11 protein-coding genes and 4 riboswitches are annotated in these 14,657 nt (G+C 72.4%); of the genes, 7 read left to right on the top strand and 4 right to left on the bottom strand.

All coding sequences use genetic code 11. The annotated features are described in order from the left end of the window. The coding region (locus ACFYXV_RS33715) for an acyl-CoA dehydrogenase family protein (RefSeq protein WP_389385009.1) at positions 1–875 on the bottom strand (875 nt) is incomplete at its 3' end. Beyond that, positions 872–2,371 carry a CoA-acylating methylmalonate-semialdehyde dehydrogenase gene (locus ACFYXV_RS33710; protein WP_385469915.1) on the bottom strand — a complete coding sequence of 500 codons (1,500 nt, stop codon included), beginning with the start codon at positions 2,369–2,371 and terminating at the stop codon, positions 872–874. The genes ACFYXV_RS33710 and ACFYXV_RS33715, both read right to left, overlap by 4 nt. A 189-nt stretch (positions 2,372–2,560) precedes the next feature. Then, positions 2,561–2,747: riboswitch (cobalamin riboswitch) on the bottom strand. Positions 2,748–2,995: 248 nt separating this feature from the next. On the opposite strand from ACFYXV_RS33710, the gene ACFYXV_RS33705 reads away from it, so the two are divergent. Continuing rightward, on the top strand, positions 2,996–3,916 hold the full coding sequence (locus ACFYXV_RS33705) for a cobalamin-binding protein (RefSeq protein ID WP_389385008.1): 921 nt from the start codon (positions 2,996–2,998) through the stop codon (positions 3,914–3,916). 154 nt (positions 3,917–4,070) lie between these two features. Further along, positions 4,071–4,144: riboswitch (cobalamin riboswitch) on the top strand. A gap of 165 nt (positions 4,145–4,309) precedes the next feature. Continuing rightward, positions 4,310–4,798, top strand: coding sequence for a DUF4430 domain-containing protein (locus ACFYXV_RS33700; protein WP_389385007.1), 489 nt, complete (start codon positions 4,310–4,312; stop codon positions 4,796–4,798). Positions 4,799–4,841: 43 nt separating this feature from the next. On the opposite strand, the gene ACFYXV_RS33695 is transcribed toward ACFYXV_RS33700, so the two are convergent. Further along, a complete protein-coding gene (locus ACFYXV_RS33695; protein ID WP_389385006.1) occupies positions 4,842–5,201 on the bottom strand; it encodes a hypothetical protein in 360 nt (119 codons plus the stop codon). Between the two features lie 117 nt (positions 5,202–5,318). Further along, positions 5,319–6,731: a hypothetical protein gene (locus ACFYXV_RS33690; RefSeq protein WP_389385005.1), complete on the bottom strand. Its 1,413-nt coding sequence runs from the start codon at positions 6,729–6,731 to the stop codon at positions 5,319–5,321. A gap of 96 nt (positions 6,732–6,827) precedes the next feature. Continuing rightward, positions 6,828–6,967: riboswitch (cobalamin riboswitch) on the bottom strand. Between the two features lie 122 nt (positions 6,968–7,089). Further along, a riboswitch (cobalamin riboswitch) is annotated at positions 7,090–7,160 on the top strand. 133 nt (positions 7,161–7,293) lie between these two features. Between ACFYXV_RS33690 and ACFYXV_RS33685 the strand changes: the two genes are divergently transcribed. From ACFYXV_RS33685 to ACFYXV_RS33665, 5 genes are read left to right on the top strand one after another with little or no spacing between them, the layout of a single operon-like run. After that, positions 7,294–10,065 (top strand): prenyltransferase/squalene oxidase repeat-containing protein, encoded by a 2,772-nt coding sequence (locus tag ACFYXV_RS33685; RefSeq protein WP_389385004.1) that lies wholly within the window; start codon positions 7,294–7,296, stop codon positions 10,063–10,065. Then, entirely contained in the window at positions 10,062–10,991 is a 930-nt protein-coding gene (locus ACFYXV_RS33680) for a hypothetical protein (protein WP_389385003.1), read from the top strand. The genes ACFYXV_RS33685 and ACFYXV_RS33680 overlap by 4 nt, the downstream gene beginning before the upstream one ends. Before the next feature lie 4 nt (positions 10,992–10,995). Further along, on the top strand, positions 10,996–12,186 hold the full coding sequence (locus ACFYXV_RS33675) for an energy-coupling factor transporter transmembrane component T (protein WP_385473843.1): 1,191 nt from the start codon (positions 10,996–10,998) through the stop codon (positions 12,184–12,186). After that, on the top strand, positions 12,183–13,838 hold the full coding sequence (locus ACFYXV_RS33670; RefSeq protein ID WP_389385002.1) for an ABC transporter ATP-binding protein: 1,656 nt from the start codon (positions 12,183–12,185) through the stop codon (positions 13,836–13,838). The genes ACFYXV_RS33675 and ACFYXV_RS33670 overlap by 4 nt, the downstream gene beginning before the upstream one ends. Then, complete coding sequence (locus ACFYXV_RS33665) at positions 13,835–14,635, top strand: ECF transporter S component (RefSeq protein ID WP_389385001.1); 801 nt, start codon at positions 13,835–13,837, stop codon at positions 14,633–14,635. The genes ACFYXV_RS33670 and ACFYXV_RS33665 overlap by 4 nt, the downstream gene beginning before the upstream one ends. Positions 14,636–14,657 lie beyond the last annotated feature (22 nt).

The raw sequence follows: 14,657 nt of genomic DNA, 5'->3' as shown, positions 1-14,657 counted from the left end.
TGCCGCGCCAGGAAGGCGTCCAGTCCGGCCCGGATGGTGGGAGCCCGGCCGCCGAAGTGATCGCGGGCGTCGAAGCGGGCGAGGGGGCGCAGGAAGTCGAGGGCGCTCTGCGCCCCGCCGAGGGAACAGGCGCCGATGCCGAGACGGCCGCCGTTGAGGCCGTTCATGGCGATGCGGAAGCCGTCCCCTTCCACACCGAGCCGCCGGTCGGCGGGAATGCGGACACCGTCGAGGATCACCTGGCGGGTCGGCTGGGCGTTCCAGCCCATCTTCCGTTCATTGGGGCCGAAGGAGACTCCCGGGTCCCCGCGCTCGACGACGAAGGCGGAGATCCCGCCCGCGCCCGGCTCGCCGGTCCGGGCCATGACCACGTAGACGTCCGAGGCGCCGGCACCGGAGATGAACTGTTTGACCCCGGTGAGCACGTAGTGGTCGCCCCGGCGTTCGGCGCGGGTGCGCAGCGCGGCGGCATCCGAGCCCGCGCCCGGTTCCGTCAGGCAGTAGCTGCCCAGGGTCGCCGCGGCGCAGAGGGCGGGCAGCCAGCGGGCGCGCTGGCCTTCGTCGCCGTAGCGGTCGATCATCCAGGCGACCATGTTGTGAATGGAGAGGTAGCCGGCGATGGACGGGCAGCCGGTCGCGAGGGTCTCGAAGACGAGCACGCCGTCGCTGCGGGAGAGACCGGAACCGCCGTGTTCCTCGCGTACGTACACGCCGGCGAGACCGAGGGAGGCGGCCCGTCGGATGACGTCGACGGGGAAGTGCTTGTCCTGGTCCCAGGCCACGGCATGGGGGGCGAGCTGCTCCTGCGCGAAGTCGAGGGTGACCTCGGCGAGGGCGAGCTGGTCCTCGGTGAGGGTGGTGGTCACCGCGCTCACCCCATCGTCGGGATGGTGAAGCTCGCGCCCTCCTTGACCCCGGAGGGCCAGCGCGAGGTGACGGTCTTGGTCCGGGTGTGGAAGCGGATCGAGTCGGGTCCGTGCTGGTTCAGGTCGCCGAAGCCGGAACGCTTCCAGCCGCCGAAGGTGTGGTAGGCGACGGGCACCGGGATGGGCACGTTGACCCCGACCATGCCGGTGTTGACCCGGCGGGTGAACTCACGGGCGGTGTCCCCGTCCCGGGTGAAGATCGCCACGCCGTTGCCGTACGGGTGTTCGCTCGGCAGGCGCAGGGCCTCCTCGAAGTCGGCGGCACGGACCACCGAAAGGACGGGGCCGAAGATCTCCTCGCGGTAGATCCGCATCTGCGGGGAGACCCGGTCGAAGAGGGTGGCGCCGGCGAAGAACCCGTTCTCGTGACCCTCCAGGGTGAAACCGCGTCCGTCGACGACGAGTTCGGCTCCCTCGCTCGCGCCGATGTCCACGTAGCGGCGGACCCGGTCGAGGGCGTCGCGGCTGACCAGGGGGCCGAAGTCCGCGTCCGGGTCGTCGGAGCGCCCGATCCTCAGGGTCGCGATGCGGTCCTTGAGGGCGGCGACCAGCCGGTCGGCCGTCTCCTCGCCGACGGGTACGGCGACGGAGATGGCCATGCAGCGTTCGCCCGCCGAGCCGTAGCCGGCGCCGATCAGGGCGTCGACGGCCTGGTCGAGGTCCGCGTCCGGCATCACGATCATGTGGTTCTTGGCCCCGCCGAAGCACTGCGCCCGCTTGCCGTGGGCGGCCGCGGTGGCGTAGATGTGCGCGGCGATCGGCGTGGAGCCGACGAAGCCGAGGGCCTGGACGCGGGGGTCCTCGAGGAGGGTGTCGACGGCCTCCTTCCCGCCGTTGACCACGTTGAGGACGCCCGGCGGCAGGCCGGCCTCCAGGAAGAGCTCCGCGAGGCGCAGCGGTACGGACGGATCCCGCTCGGAGGGCTTGAGGACGAACGCGTTGCCGCAGGCCAGGGCGGGCGCGGCCTGCCAGAGGGGAATCATGGCGGGGAAGTTGAACGGGGTGATGCCGGCGACGACGCCGAGGGGGGAGCGCAGCGAGTGCACGTCGATGCCGGTCCCCGCGTTGTCGGTGAACTCGCCCTTGAGCAGGTGCGGGATTCCGGCGGCGAACTCGACCACCTCCAGGCCGCGTTGCAGGTCGCCGTGGGCGTCGGCGACGGTCTTGCCGTGCTCGGACGACAACAGCCGGGCCAGAGCCTCGCGTTCGCCCTCGACGAGCTGGAGGAAGCGCATCAGGACGCGGGCGCGCCGCTGGGGGTTCCACTGCCCCCACTCGGCCTGCGCCTCCTCGGCGTTGGCGATGGCGGCCTCGGTGTCGGCGCGCCCGGCGAGCGGAACCCGGGCCTGGACGGCGCCGGTGTTGGGGTCGTGGACGTCGGCGAAGAGTCCGGACGTACCGGTGGTGTGCTTTCCGCCGATGAAATGGGTGAGTTCACGGACCATGGATGCCTGCTCTCGTCAGGTTGGATCCGGGGATGGCACGGCGCACCGCCGGACCGCACCCTGGGTGAGGGTGTGCCGCTGCGGAATGCCGTGAGGACTACGAGCGCGGATCGGTGTGCGCGCGCTCCGCCGGATCACCAGGGTCGTGGGTACAAACCGGTGCCATGCGTGTCTGCTCCATCCTCGTGGACAACACGGAACATCCGCGGCCGGTATCCTGACTCCCGGATCCCCGCGCGCCGCCCGCCTTCCCGACAGACCTCGTCAGTGGCGTGTGGATGGCAGCACACTCCCCGGTCACAGTGGCGGGACCGTGCCGGTTTCTCACCGGCTTCCCTGCACCGCGGACCTTGTGCCCACGAACATATAGTTGGACGTCCTAGTAAGTCCAGACCCACCAGCCGGGCGCGCCCAGGGGGTGTCGTCGAAGTGGCTTCGTCCGCCCGTGAGGGCGGGGTCGGCGGGGTCTGGTGCGTGTGACCGCAAGGCGGAGGACGGGGTCCTCCCGCCGAAGGCAGGGGGAGGGGCGACGCTCGCGTCGTCGACCGACGACAACGCCGCGAGCGCGCGTGCCAGACCCCGCCGGCCAGAAGGGACTTCGGCGACACCCCCTAGAGTCGGGGCATGCGCATCGTCTCGCTGCTCCCCGCGGCCACGGACATCGTGGCGGACCTCGGACTCGTCGCCGACCTGGTCGGACGTACCCACGAATGCGACTGGCCGCCGACGGCGGTCGCGTCGGTGCCCGTCGTCACCCGCGCCGAATTCGACGCGGACGCACTCGGCAGCCGGGAGATCTCCGCCGCGGTCGGCGGCGCGGCGCACAGCGGCTCCTCGCTCTACACCCTGGACACGGAGGCTCTCGCCGCGCTCGCACCCGACGTCCTGCTCACCCAAGACCTCTGCCGGGTCTGCGCGGTGTCCTACGAGGGCGTCTCCCGGGCGGTGCGCCTCATGGACGCCGGTCCGCGCGTGCTGAGCCTGGAACCACGGACCCTGGACGACGTCCTGGACTGCCTCGTCACCGTGGGCGACCTGCTGGGAGTCCGGGAAACGGCCGAACGGCGGCGCACGGAGCTGCTCGGCCGGCTCGCCGGGGTCCGGCGCGCCGTGGCGGGCCGGCCGAGGCCGCGGGTGGTGGCCATCGAGTGGCTCGATCCGCTGTGGCCGGCCGGACACTGGGTACCGGAGCAGATCACGTGTGCGGGCGGGAATCCGCTGCTGGCCGCGCCCGGGGAGCACACCGAGCCGATGGCCTGGGACGCGGTACGCGCGGCGCGCCCGGACGTCGTCCTGGTGCTGCCGTGCGGCTTCCCGCCCGAACGGACCCTGACCGAACTCGGCCTGCTCACCGCGCTGCCGGGCTGGGAGGAACTGCCCGCCGTACGGGCCGGCGAGGTGTGGGTGCTGGACGGCCCCGCCTACTTCAACCGGCCGGGTCCGCGCGTGGCCCGGGGTGCCGAAGTGCTCGCCCACGTGCTGCACGGGGTGCGGGCCGGAGACCCCGTGACCGAGTCGGAGGCACGGCGGCCGGGCCGGGCGTAGCGCCGCCCCGGCCGAACACGGCCGCCGGAGCGGAACCGGTGTGTTCACGCGATCCTCTCGCGGGATCCGCTTCCGGCACACCCCCACCAGACCGTACGATGCGTTCTGCTCCGGCCCACACGGCGGGGCTCACAATCGAATGCGTGCACGACTGGGGGAAGCCGGTGGGAATCCGGCGCTGACCTGCAACCGTGAACGGGCCGCTGGGCACCGTGAGTCGGAGTACCCGGGGTGCAATGCGTACTGCTTCTCACTGTCATGGTCTGCAGCGCGAAGCCCCCGCCCCGGGTCTGCCTCCCCTGCCCCTTTCCGCACGGAAACGAGCAGGGGCCGGGCACGTGCGGCGGAGGGACCGTCGGCTCAGACCCGTCGTCCCTTCAGGAAGAAGGCACCATGCGCCGGCTCCTCGCCCGCCGCTCCGTGATCACCACGGTCGCTCTCGGTCTCGCGCTCGCCACCGCTCCGGCGGTGGCCGAGGCCGCCCCCAAGCCGAACACGAACGCGGCCGTCAAGGTCAGCCTCACCGTCCAGGGCCCCAACGGGCTGCTGTTCAAGGGCAAGATCAAGAGCAAGGGCCACGACGTCACCACCACGACCGGTGGCACCCACAAGTGCGACGGCACCAACGGCGGCGCCAACCCGTCCAAGGTCCCCACGCCGACCGCCGCGCTCGACGATGCGGCCCGCTTGAACTACTTCTCCTGGGACGGCACTTGGTACGCGTCCTTCGACGACTTCTCCGTCGACACCATCAAGGACGTCAGCGGCGGCGGCTCCGCCTACTGGAGCATCGCCGTCAACGGCACCCCCACCCCGGTCGGCGGCTGCCAGTTCAAGCTGAACGCGGGCGACCAGGTGTCCTTCACCTGGACGTCGTTCTAGTCCGTTCCGGAGACCGTGCCACCGGGCCCGCTCCGCCCTTCCGCTAGCGCTTGCGTCCGGGGCCGTTCGCGGAGCCGGGTGATGCGTCCGGCTGCTTTCCGATGACTCGTTGGGCCTGCTCCACCGCTGCTTCCAGAGCGCCGAGCAGGCCCTTCGGTGCCTGCCGGGGGGCATCGGGTGCACTCTGGGAAGCCTCGGCGGGCAACTCGCCCGCCCGCAGCAGGGCACACATCGCCCCGGCCGCCCGGGTCAACGAGGTGAGCGCCTCCCGTGTCATGCGCAACCGCACCACGTGGGAGCCGAACTGGCGCCGCGAGGCCGCGAGGCTCTCGTACTCCTGCTCCGTGAGGGCGACCAACCGCACCCCGTCGACGATCACATGACGCGGAACGATCTTCGCCATCCCCGACCCTTCCGGCGCCATGGGTGAGCGCCCCGCTTTCGGTTGCCCGTTCCTCCGGCAGTGCGGCGGTGCGGGTCGCGGGCCCGGGGCCCGCGACCCGCACCGCCGCGGAAACGATCAGGCGCCCCAGCGCAGGGCGATGGTGTCGCCCACGTTGACGACCTTGTCGCGGGCGGCGCCGGCGAACGAGGACCCGTCCACGCTCACCTTCCAGGTGTTGGAGCCGCTGTTGGCCTTGCCGTTGACGTCGGTGATCGTGCCGGTGCCGGATGACGGCGTGACGCCGGTGACGCAGCCGGACGGAGTGGCGGCGCTCACCGCGGCATTGAGGACGTCGCCGAGAGTGGTCGTCGTACCGGTCGGCGTGAAGGACACCGAGCAGACCTTGAGGTTGCCGGCGCCGTCGTCGACGGTCAGCGCCAGCTTGGCCGCCGTCCCGGCGGTGAAGGTGGACTGGGCGACCCACTGCGGGGCGCCGGGGGTGACCGGAACGGGCGGAGCGGCGGTGAAGCCGCCGCCGGCGACGGCGCGCAGCGCGTCGATGGAGGAGTAGGCCGAGGGCGTGGTGTCCGAGGGCTTGTACTTGAAGCCGCCTGCCGGGTTGTACTGGTTGGCGATCAGGAAGTCGATCGGCGTCTTGCCGCTGCCGGTGAGGAAGTCGCCGGTCTGGGGGTTGAATCCGCAGGCGTTCAGCCCTGCGACGCCCCAGCCGTTGGAGCTGGTGTTGACCCCGTAGAGGGAGTTGAAGGCACCGCTGCCGGAGACGAGCTTGGCCTTGAGGAAGTTCTTCGCCTGGACGACGTCCGTGTCCGTGTTGGGGACGCCGGAGACGCAGAGGGCCGCCATGGCGGCGCCGGTCATGTCCACATCGCCCGCGGAGTTGAGGACGGTCGGGTTGCCCTCGGCCTTGTTGTAGGTCCAGCCCCCGTCGACGTGCTGGTTCGCGCGGATCCGGGTGACCATGGAGTCGGTCAGCGACTGCGGGACGCGGTTGGCACCGCCCTGGGTCTTGGCCCCGCCCAGCGAAAGGGCGGCGAAGACCGTGCCGTTGAAGTTGCCGGACGGGCCGAAGTAGCCGGCCTCGGCGGTCTGCCAGTAGGAGTAGACGTGGGCGATGAGGTTGCGGGAGGCCGAGACGCGGGCCGGGTCGATGCCCGCGGCGTACGCGTTGAGCGTGCCGCGCTCGTAGTCGGTCACCACCGGGGAGGCCTGCGGCCAGCCGGCGGTCGACAGCAGGTTGCGGTACACCGTGCGCGCGTTCTTCGTGGTGTCGCCGCCCGGGTAGACGTCGACCACGGCCGTGCCGGTGGCCGCGAAGGCGCTGAACGCCCACTCGTTCGACAGACCACTGCCCGCGTACGAACCATCGGCGGCCTGGAGGGACTTGAGGTACGTCACGCCGTTGGTCTTGGACGTGGCGATCTGGGCGGGCGAGGAGGTGGCGAAGGCCGGCAGGGTCGTGAGGGCGAGGGCGCCGAGTGCCGCGGGCACGGTGAGCACGAGGCGGCGGGAGGTACGGGTACGGGACATGGCCTGCTCCTGAAATGGGGGACGCCGGCCTGACCGGGGCTCGTGCGGGCGGGCAGCCCGGAGCTCGGTGGCGGCCGTCCGAACGCGTGGTACGGCTGGTGATGTGCCATGCCGCATGGGCATTCGGGCTCGGTGACGGCCCCCTGCCGTCCCACACCGCTGCGCGTCAGCCCCGGATTCGCACCAGGTTCCCCCATGTGGCAGCCCAGGACGCTACCCGAGTGATCAAGGCTCCGCCAGCCACTGTGCCGGGGACCGGTCGGGCGCCGCCGAGGAGCCGTGTCACATGAGACGCAGACCACCTTGACGCTGTCTTTATCTGCGTGGTCCACTCCGACTGATAAGCACTCAGCTCCAGGGGAAGCCGGTCGAAATCCGGCGCTGACCCGCAACCGTAGGCCCGGTTCCGTCCGGGTGAGTCGGAATGCCTGGAGCCAGGTTTTTGCAGCGAGAAGCGCCGTCGCGGACTACGGCGTGGTTCGAACGGCTTCCCCGTGCGCCCACGGGCTGCGGAAGCCCTTTCGCCACGCACTGGTCCGCCCGGCCGACACGAGGGGCCGTGGTGGGGACCGCACAGCAATCAGAGCGACACCTGGGGAGCAAGGGGCTGCTGTCGCTCATATCGGCGGCAGTGCTGACCTTCGCCGCGAGCGCGGCCTTCGTGGGCGGGACGGTATCCGCCTCGGCCGACCCGATCGAGCAGTGCACGGCCACCACCGGGGCGATCGTCGCCGTGGACTTCGGCCCGTTCGGCGGCAAGGTGGAGAAGGGCTGCGACACCACGCCCACCACCGGCTACGAACTGCTGCAGACCTCCGGGTTCACCATGGAGGGCACCGTCCACGACGGCCCTGCCTTCATCTGCCGCATCGGCAAGGGCACCGGTACGCGGTACCCCACGCCGGACAAGGAGGACTGCGTCCTCACCCCGCAGGCCACCGCCTACTGGTCGTACTGGACCGCATCTCCCGGTCAGCGCAAGTGGTCCTACAGCCAGCAGGGGGCCATGGCCCGGAACCCGAAGCCCGGCGACGTGGAAGCCTGGGTCTACGGCGGCACCGACATCGCCGGCACCAAGGGCAAGCCGTCGTTCTCCCCCGACGACGTCCGCGGGTTCACCACCTCCGACCCGACCGTCCCGACGACCCCGCCCAACGTGCCGGCCGGACGGGTCGACGTACCCGCGACCACCCGCTGGGCCACCGGGACACTGACGGACGGGGAGCGCGTCGTCGACGAGGGTTCCACGACCCCGAACCACTTCCTCTCCACGGAAGCCGTCTTCGCCCTCGCCGCGGCCGACCGCAAGAGCCCGGCGGCGAAGAAGACCGCCGACTTCCTCGCCACGCCCGCTCAGACCGATGCCTACGCCTACCCGGCCGGCAAGGACGGCGTCCCGGACGCCACCGCCGCGGCCCGGCTCGCCCTGGTCGCCGAGGCCACCGGCAAGGACCCCCGCGCGTTCGGGGGCCACGACCTGCTCGGCGACCTCGTGAAGTACGCCTGCCCCCGCGACATCGGCGACGGCGAAACGGTCGAAGGCTGCCTCACCAAGGGCGACTTCCGTACGAGCGGTCAGGCCGACGCCCAGGCGATGGCCGTCATCGCCCTGGTCAACGCCGGTATGACCCCTCCCCCGGGCTCCGTGGCCCGGCTGACCGTCCTGCAGTGCGAGGACGGCGGATTCACCAGCGTCCTCATCCGGCCCGGGAGCCCGGGGTGCGAGAGCGAGGCCGGCGCCACCGGCCTGATCACACTGGCCCTGGAACGGGCGGGCGGCCACGAGGCGGTGCTCCAGAAGGCCCGCGGCTATCTGAAGAGGTCCCAGCTGGCGACCGGCGCCTGGCCCGCCGTCTTCTACGAGACGACCGGCAACCCGGCCGCCACCGGCTGGGCCGCGCAGGCACTGCGCGCCCTCGGCGACGAGGCGTTCGCGGACGCCGGTGTCTCCTGGCTCGCCGGGCACCAGCTCCCGACGGGCGGATTCGGCTTCGCCGAGGACGACACCGAATCGAGGCTGTACCCCACCGCCACGTCCGCGATCGCGGGCGCCGGCAGCGATCTCGTCTCCCTGACCGCCAAGCCGGCCGACCCGCCGACGCCGACGAACCCGCCGACCACGCCCCCGGCCGGTGAAGGGCCCGACCTGAAGAAGGGCGCCGCGTACCTGACGGCCCGGTCCCGGCTGATCCAGGGCCGCTTCTACGAGAGCCAGCCCGGTTCGGGCTTCGCCGACTACGGCCTGACCATCGACGGCGCGTACGCCCTCGCCGCCACCGGCGAGGACAACGCCGCGCTGCGCAACATCGTCGACTTCATGGACAAGGGCGGCAAGGACGGCCAGAAGCGCGGCATCCACGACTGGACCCTCGTCGGCACCACGTACGCGAACGGCGGCTCCATCGGCAAGGCGGCCGTACTCGCCGAGGCCGTGGGCCGCGATCCGCGGAACTTCGGCGGCCAGGACCTGATCGCGGCACTCGCCAAGATCACCTGCCAGGCGAAGACCTCGACCCGCCAGGAGTGCGCTGCCAAGGGCAACTACGCCTACGCCACGTCCGTCTTCAAGCAGTCGCTCGGCGTCATGGCCCAGCTCCGCGCCGGTGAGAAGGCCGCCGCGGCCGAGCCGGCCGCGTACCTCAAGAGCCTCCAGGATCCTTCGGGTGCCTGGGTCAGTCTGATCGGCGAGCCCAGCGGTCCCGAAGTGGACTCGACCGCGATGGCCGCCATGACCGTGGACCTGCTCTCCGACGCCGGCTCCCGGGCGGCGGTGGACAAGGCACTCGCCTGGCTCGCGACGCAGCAGAAGGAGGACGGCGGCTTCCCCGGCGCCTCCGGGAACTCCGTCAACTCGGCGGCCCTCGCCGTCCAGGGGCTTTCGCTGGACGCGCCCAAGTACGGCGCTCAGATCGCCAAGGCCCGCGCGTTCCTGGCGAGCCAGCAGAACGGCGACGGCGGCTTCAACGTCGCCAAGGGCGGCCAGACCGGCTCCGACCTCCGTGCCTCCACCCAGGCCGTCGGCGGCGCCACCGGCATCTCCTTCGGCCTCCTGGCCCGCGACCTCACCGGCACCACCCCCGAGCCCGTCCCCAGCACCTCTGGCGGAGCGTCCGGGGGTACCTCCGGCGGCAACGGCTCGCCCGTCATCGTGACGCCGGGCGAGAACGGTGGCGGCACGGGCTCCGCGGGTGGCTCCGGGTCCGGCGGCGGCCCTCTCGCCTCCACCGGGGTCCAGGTCGGCGCGCTCGCCTCTGCCGCGCTGGTCCTGACCCTCGGCGGCTGGGGCCTCACCCGCGCCGCGAAGCGCCGCCGCCGGACGGGAGCGGGAGCATGAGCCGCAACCGCTTCGTGCGCGCCCTCGCCAGGACCGCCGCCGCCCTGGGGCTGACGGTGGCGGCCTTCGCCGCCACCGCGGCCCCGGCGGGCGCCGCGCCGCAGCCGATGGGCCAGTGCACCACCTCTTCGGGGGTCGTCCTCGCCGTGGACTTCAGCCACTGGGGCGGTCCCGTCTACCGCTCCTGCGGCACCACCCCCACCACCGGCTACGAGCTGCTCAACCAGGGCGGCTGGGCCACGACCGGCACCGGCCACGACGGTCCCGCCTTCATCTGCCGCATCGGCTACAGCGGACACCAGGGTGGCAGGCAGTACCCCACCCCGCAGCAGGACGACTGCGTCCTGACCCCGCCGGCGTCCGCCTACTGGTCGTACTGGCACGCCGATCCGGGACAGAACACCTGGGAATACAGCCAGCTCGGCGCCATGCTCTACAAGCCGAAGCCCGGCAGCGTCGACCTGTGGATCTTCGGCGGGACGAACATCGAGGGCACCGAGGGCAAGCCCACCGTCACCCCCGACCAGCTCCGCGCCAAGAACACCCGGCCCACCGGGGGCCCCGCGCCCAAGGACACCCGCACGGCCGCTCCACTGCCTCCGAACGTCAACACCGGTCCCAGGCCGGAGGACCCGCCGCAGGCCGCCCCGCAGGCCGCGACGCCGACGCCCGGCCCCACGGCTCCGCAAAGCCCCTCGGCCCCGGCGAGCCCTTCGGAGAGCGTCCCGCCCGCGCCCTCCGCGCCGCCTCCGTCCGGTGCTCCGGCCGTGGCCTCGCCCGGCCCCCAGGTGGTCGAAGCGGCGCCCGCCGCCGACGCGCAGCACGACGTCGGGTCGTACCTGCCCGCCGTGGCCACCGGAGCGCTGGTGCTGCTGATCGGCGCCGCCGCCGTGTACGCCGCCAAGCGCCGCCGTCGTACGGAGTAGCCGCGTGTCACGCACCACCAGCTCGGCGCAGGCGGCAAAGGCGTCCGTGTCCGGCCCCTCGCCGGACACGGGCGGCCGCCGTCTGCCCCGTACCCTGCACCCGGTCGCCTGGTGGATCTGGGCCCTGGCCCTGGCCACCGCCGTCAGCCGCACCAACAATCCGCTGCTGCTGTTCCTCGTCCTCGCGGTGCTCGGCTACGTCATCACCATGCGCCGTACCGAGGCCCCTTGGGCGCGCGGCTTCAAGTACTACCTCTACCTCGCGCTGACCGTCGTCGCGATCCGGGTCACCTTCCGGGCGGTCTTCGCCACCGGGGTCACCCCGCGCGACCACTTCCTCTTCTCCCTGCCCCACATCCCCACGCCCGACTGGTACGCGGGCATCCAACTCGGGGGGCCCGTATCCCTGGAAGCCCTGCTCTCCGCTGCGACGGACGGACTGCGTCTCGCCTGCATGCTCTGCTGCATCGGCGCCGCCAACACCCTCGCCAACCCCAAACGGGCGCTGCGCGTCCTCCCGGGCGCCCTCTACGAGCTGGGGGTCGCCGTGACCGTGTCCATCAGCGTCGCCCCGCAGCTCGTCCAGAGCGTGCAGCGCGTCCACCGCGCCAAGCGCCTGCGGGCGGGCCGCTCCAAGGGGCTCCGGGCCTTGCGCGGCATCATCGTCCCCGTCCTTGAGGACGCCCTCGAACGGTCCCTGCGCCTGGCCGCCGCCATGGACTCCCGCGGCTACGGCCGCGCCGGCACGGCCACCCGGCGCTCCCGTCGCCTGACGGGCGCCTTCATGCTGCTCGGCATGTGCGGCCTGTGCGCCGGGGCCTACGGGCTGCTCGACGCGACCGCGCCGAAGCTGCTCGGGCTCCCGGCCATGGGCGCCGGGGCCGTGCTGTGCTTCGCCGGGCTGCGCCTGGGCGGCCGCCGGATCACCCGGACCACCTACCGGCCCGACCCCTGGCGCCTGGCCGAATGGGCCGTCGCCGGCTGCGGCGTCCTCTCCGCCGTCCTGCTCTTCGCGAACGTCGGCTTCAACGCGGCCGAGCTCAACCCGTCGATCTACCCGCTCAGCTGGCCCACCCTGCCGCTCGTGCCGGCCGCCGCGATCCTCCTCGCGGGGACCGCCGGCTTCCTGGCCCCGCCGCCGGCCGCGCCGGCCCGTGCGGCCGTCCCGCCCCAGCGCACCGAGGAACCCAAGTGATCACCTTCGACCAGGTCAGCGTCCAGTACGAGGACACGGCCGAACCGGTCCTGCGCGATGTGGACCTCACCGTCGAGGAAGGCGAACTGTGCCTGGTCGTCGGGCACACCGGCGTCGGCAAGTCCACCCTCCTCGGCGCCGTCAACGGGCTCGTCCCGCACTTCACCGGCGGCACCCTCTTCGGCCGCGTCCTCGTCGACGGCCGGAACACGGCCGAGCACCCGCCCCGCGAACTCGCCGACGTGGTGGGCGTGGTGGGCCAGGATCCGCTCGACGGTTTCGTCACCGACACCGTCGAGGAGGAACTCGCGTACGCCATGGAGCAGCTGGCGGTCCCCCCGGCGACGATGCGCAAGCGCGTGGAGGAGACCCTCGACCTCCTCGGCCTCGCCGACCTGCGCCACCGCGCCCTGCACGAGCTCTCGGGCGGCCAGCAGCAGCGGGTCGCCATCGGCTCCGTCCTCACCGCGCATCCCCGCGTGCTCGTGCTGGACGAGCCCACCTCCGCCCTGGACCCCACGGCCGCCGAGGAGGTCCTGGCCGCCGTCACCCGCCTCGTCCACGACCTCGGCGTCACCGTCCTCCTCGCCGAACACCGCCTGGAGCGCGTGGTCCAGTACGCCGACCGCGTCATCCACCTGCCCGGCAACGGCCGCGTCGTCTCCGGCACACCCGCCGAGATCTTCCGTACCTCCTCCATCGCCCCGCCCATCGTCGAACTGGGCCGCGCGGCGGGCTGGACCCCGCTGCCGCTCTCGATCCGCGACGCCCGCCGGGCCGCGGCCCCCCTGCGGACCCGGCTGGCCGGCGCCCTTCCCCCGCCGGTCCGACCCGCGCCGACCGCAGAGCGCCCGGAACTCCTCAGCGCACGCGGCATCACCGTGACCTACCACGGCGTACCCGCCGTCCGTGAGGTCGATGTGACCCTGCACGGCGGCGAGATCACCGCACTCATGGGCCGCAACGGCTCCGGCAAATCCTCCCTCCTGTGGGCGCTCCAGGGCTCCGGCCCGCGCAAGGCCGGCTCGGTGGCGGTCGGCACTCCAGGCGACTCGAAACCGGCAGACCCGCGGAAGCTGTCCGCCGCGGCTGCCCGGCGGCTGGTCGGGCTGGTCCCGCAGACCCCCACCGACCTCCTGTACCTGGAGTCCGTGAAGCAGGAACTCGACCAGGCCGACGCCGAATCCGGCGTCGCCGCCGACGGGATCCGGGCCCGCGGCATCCTGGACCGGCTCGCACCCGGCATCCCCGACACCACCCACCCCCGCGACCTGTCCGAGGGCCAGAAGCTCGCCCTCGTCCTCGCGATCCAGCTGACGGCCGCACCCCGGGTGCTGCTCCTGGACGAACCCACCCGGGGCCTGGACTACCGGGCCAAGAGCGAGCTGATCCGCATCGTCGACGACTTGGCCGCCGAGGGCCGGGCCGTGGTGATCTCCACCCATGACGTCGAGTTCGTCGCCCGCGCCGCCGACCGCGTCGTGGTCATGGCCGAGGGCGACATCGTCGCCGACGGCCCCACCGCCGAGGTGATCGTCGCCTCCCCCGTCTTCGCCCCCCAGACCGCGAAGATCCTCGCCCCGCTCCCCTACCTCACGGTCGCCCAGGCGGCCGCCGTGCTCACCGACCACGGGACGGACCCGGCCTCATGACCGCACGCGCCGCAGCCATCCGGATCAACGCGCGGGCCGCAGCGGTCATCGCCATGGCGGCCTTCCTCGGCATCGTCGCCTTCTTCTGGCCCTTCCTCGTGGCACCCGGGAAGTTCGGCTCCAACTACGCCCCGCCGCTGATCTTCGGCGTACTGCTCGTCATCGTGCTCTGCGTCGTCATCTCCGAGATCGCCGAGGGCGGCATCAACTCCAAGGCCCTCGCCATGCTCGGCGTCCTGTCCGCCGTCAACGCCGCCATCCGACCACTCGGCGCGGGCACGGCGGGCATCGAGACCGTCTTCTTCATCCTCGTCCTGGCCGGCCGGGTCTACGGCCCGGGCTTCGGCTTCACCCTCGGCTGCACCTCCCTCTTCGCCTCCGCCCTCATCACCGGCGGGGTCGGGCCCTGGATGCCGTACCAGATGTTCGGCTGCGCCTTCGTCGGCATGCTCGCCGGCTTCCTCCCGAAGGCCACCGGCCGCAAAGAGGTAGCCGTGCTCGCCGCCTACGGCTCCGTCTCCGGCTACCTCTTCGGCTTCCTCCTCAACCTCTCCTTCTGGCCCTTCTCCCTCGACCCGAACAGCTCCATCGCCTACCTGCCCGGGCTGCCCTTCACCGAGCAGTTCCAGCGCTACCTCGCCTTCGACCTGGCCACCTCCCTGGGCTGGGACACGGGCCGCGCGGTCACCAACTTCATCTGCATCTGCCTGGCCGGCCCGGCGGTCCTGACGGTGTTCCGCCGCGCCGCCCGCAAGGCCCGCTTCCAGGCACCGGTGCGCTTCGCGAAGCGTCCGTGACCTCGCCGACGCCCACTGACCC

The sequence above is a fragment of the Streptomyces sp. NPDC002181 genome (assembly GCF_042890485.1).
In the GTDB taxonomy this organism is placed as follows: Bacteria; Actinomycetota; Actinomycetes; order Streptomycetales; family Streptomycetaceae; genus Streptomyces.
This window is presented reverse-complemented; position numbering and strand designations above follow the sequence as displayed.

What these genes read in the sequence shown, in the direction of transcription:
- ACFYXV_RS33710 (WP_385469915.1), bottom strand. Translation starts at nt 2,371, where the DNA reads ATGGTCCGTGAACTCACCCATTTCATCGGCGGAAAGCACACCACCGGT.
- ACFYXV_RS33695 (WP_389385006.1), bottom strand. Translation starts at nt 5,201, where the DNA reads ATGGCGAAGATCGTTCCGCGTCATGTGATCGTCGACGGGGTGCGGTTG.
- ACFYXV_RS33665 (WP_389385001.1), top strand. Translation starts at nt 13,835, where the DNA reads ATGACCGCACGCGCCGCAGCCATCCGGATCAACGCGCGGGCCGCAGCG.
- ACFYXV_RS33700 (WP_389385007.1), top strand. Translation starts at nt 4,310, where the DNA reads ATGCGCCGGCTCCTCGCCCGCCGCTCCGTGATCACCACGGTCGCTCTC.
- ACFYXV_RS33690 (WP_389385005.1), bottom strand. Translation starts at nt 6,731, where the DNA reads ATGTCCCGTACCCGTACCTCCCGCCGCCTCGTGCTCACCGTGCCCGCG.
- ACFYXV_RS33705 (WP_389385008.1), top strand. Translation starts at nt 2,996, where the DNA reads ATGCGCATCGTCTCGCTGCTCCCCGCGGCCACGGACATCGTGGCGGAC.
- ACFYXV_RS33680 (WP_389385003.1), top strand. Translation starts at nt 10,062, where the DNA reads ATGAGCCGCAACCGCTTCGTGCGCGCCCTCGCCAGGACCGCCGCCGCC.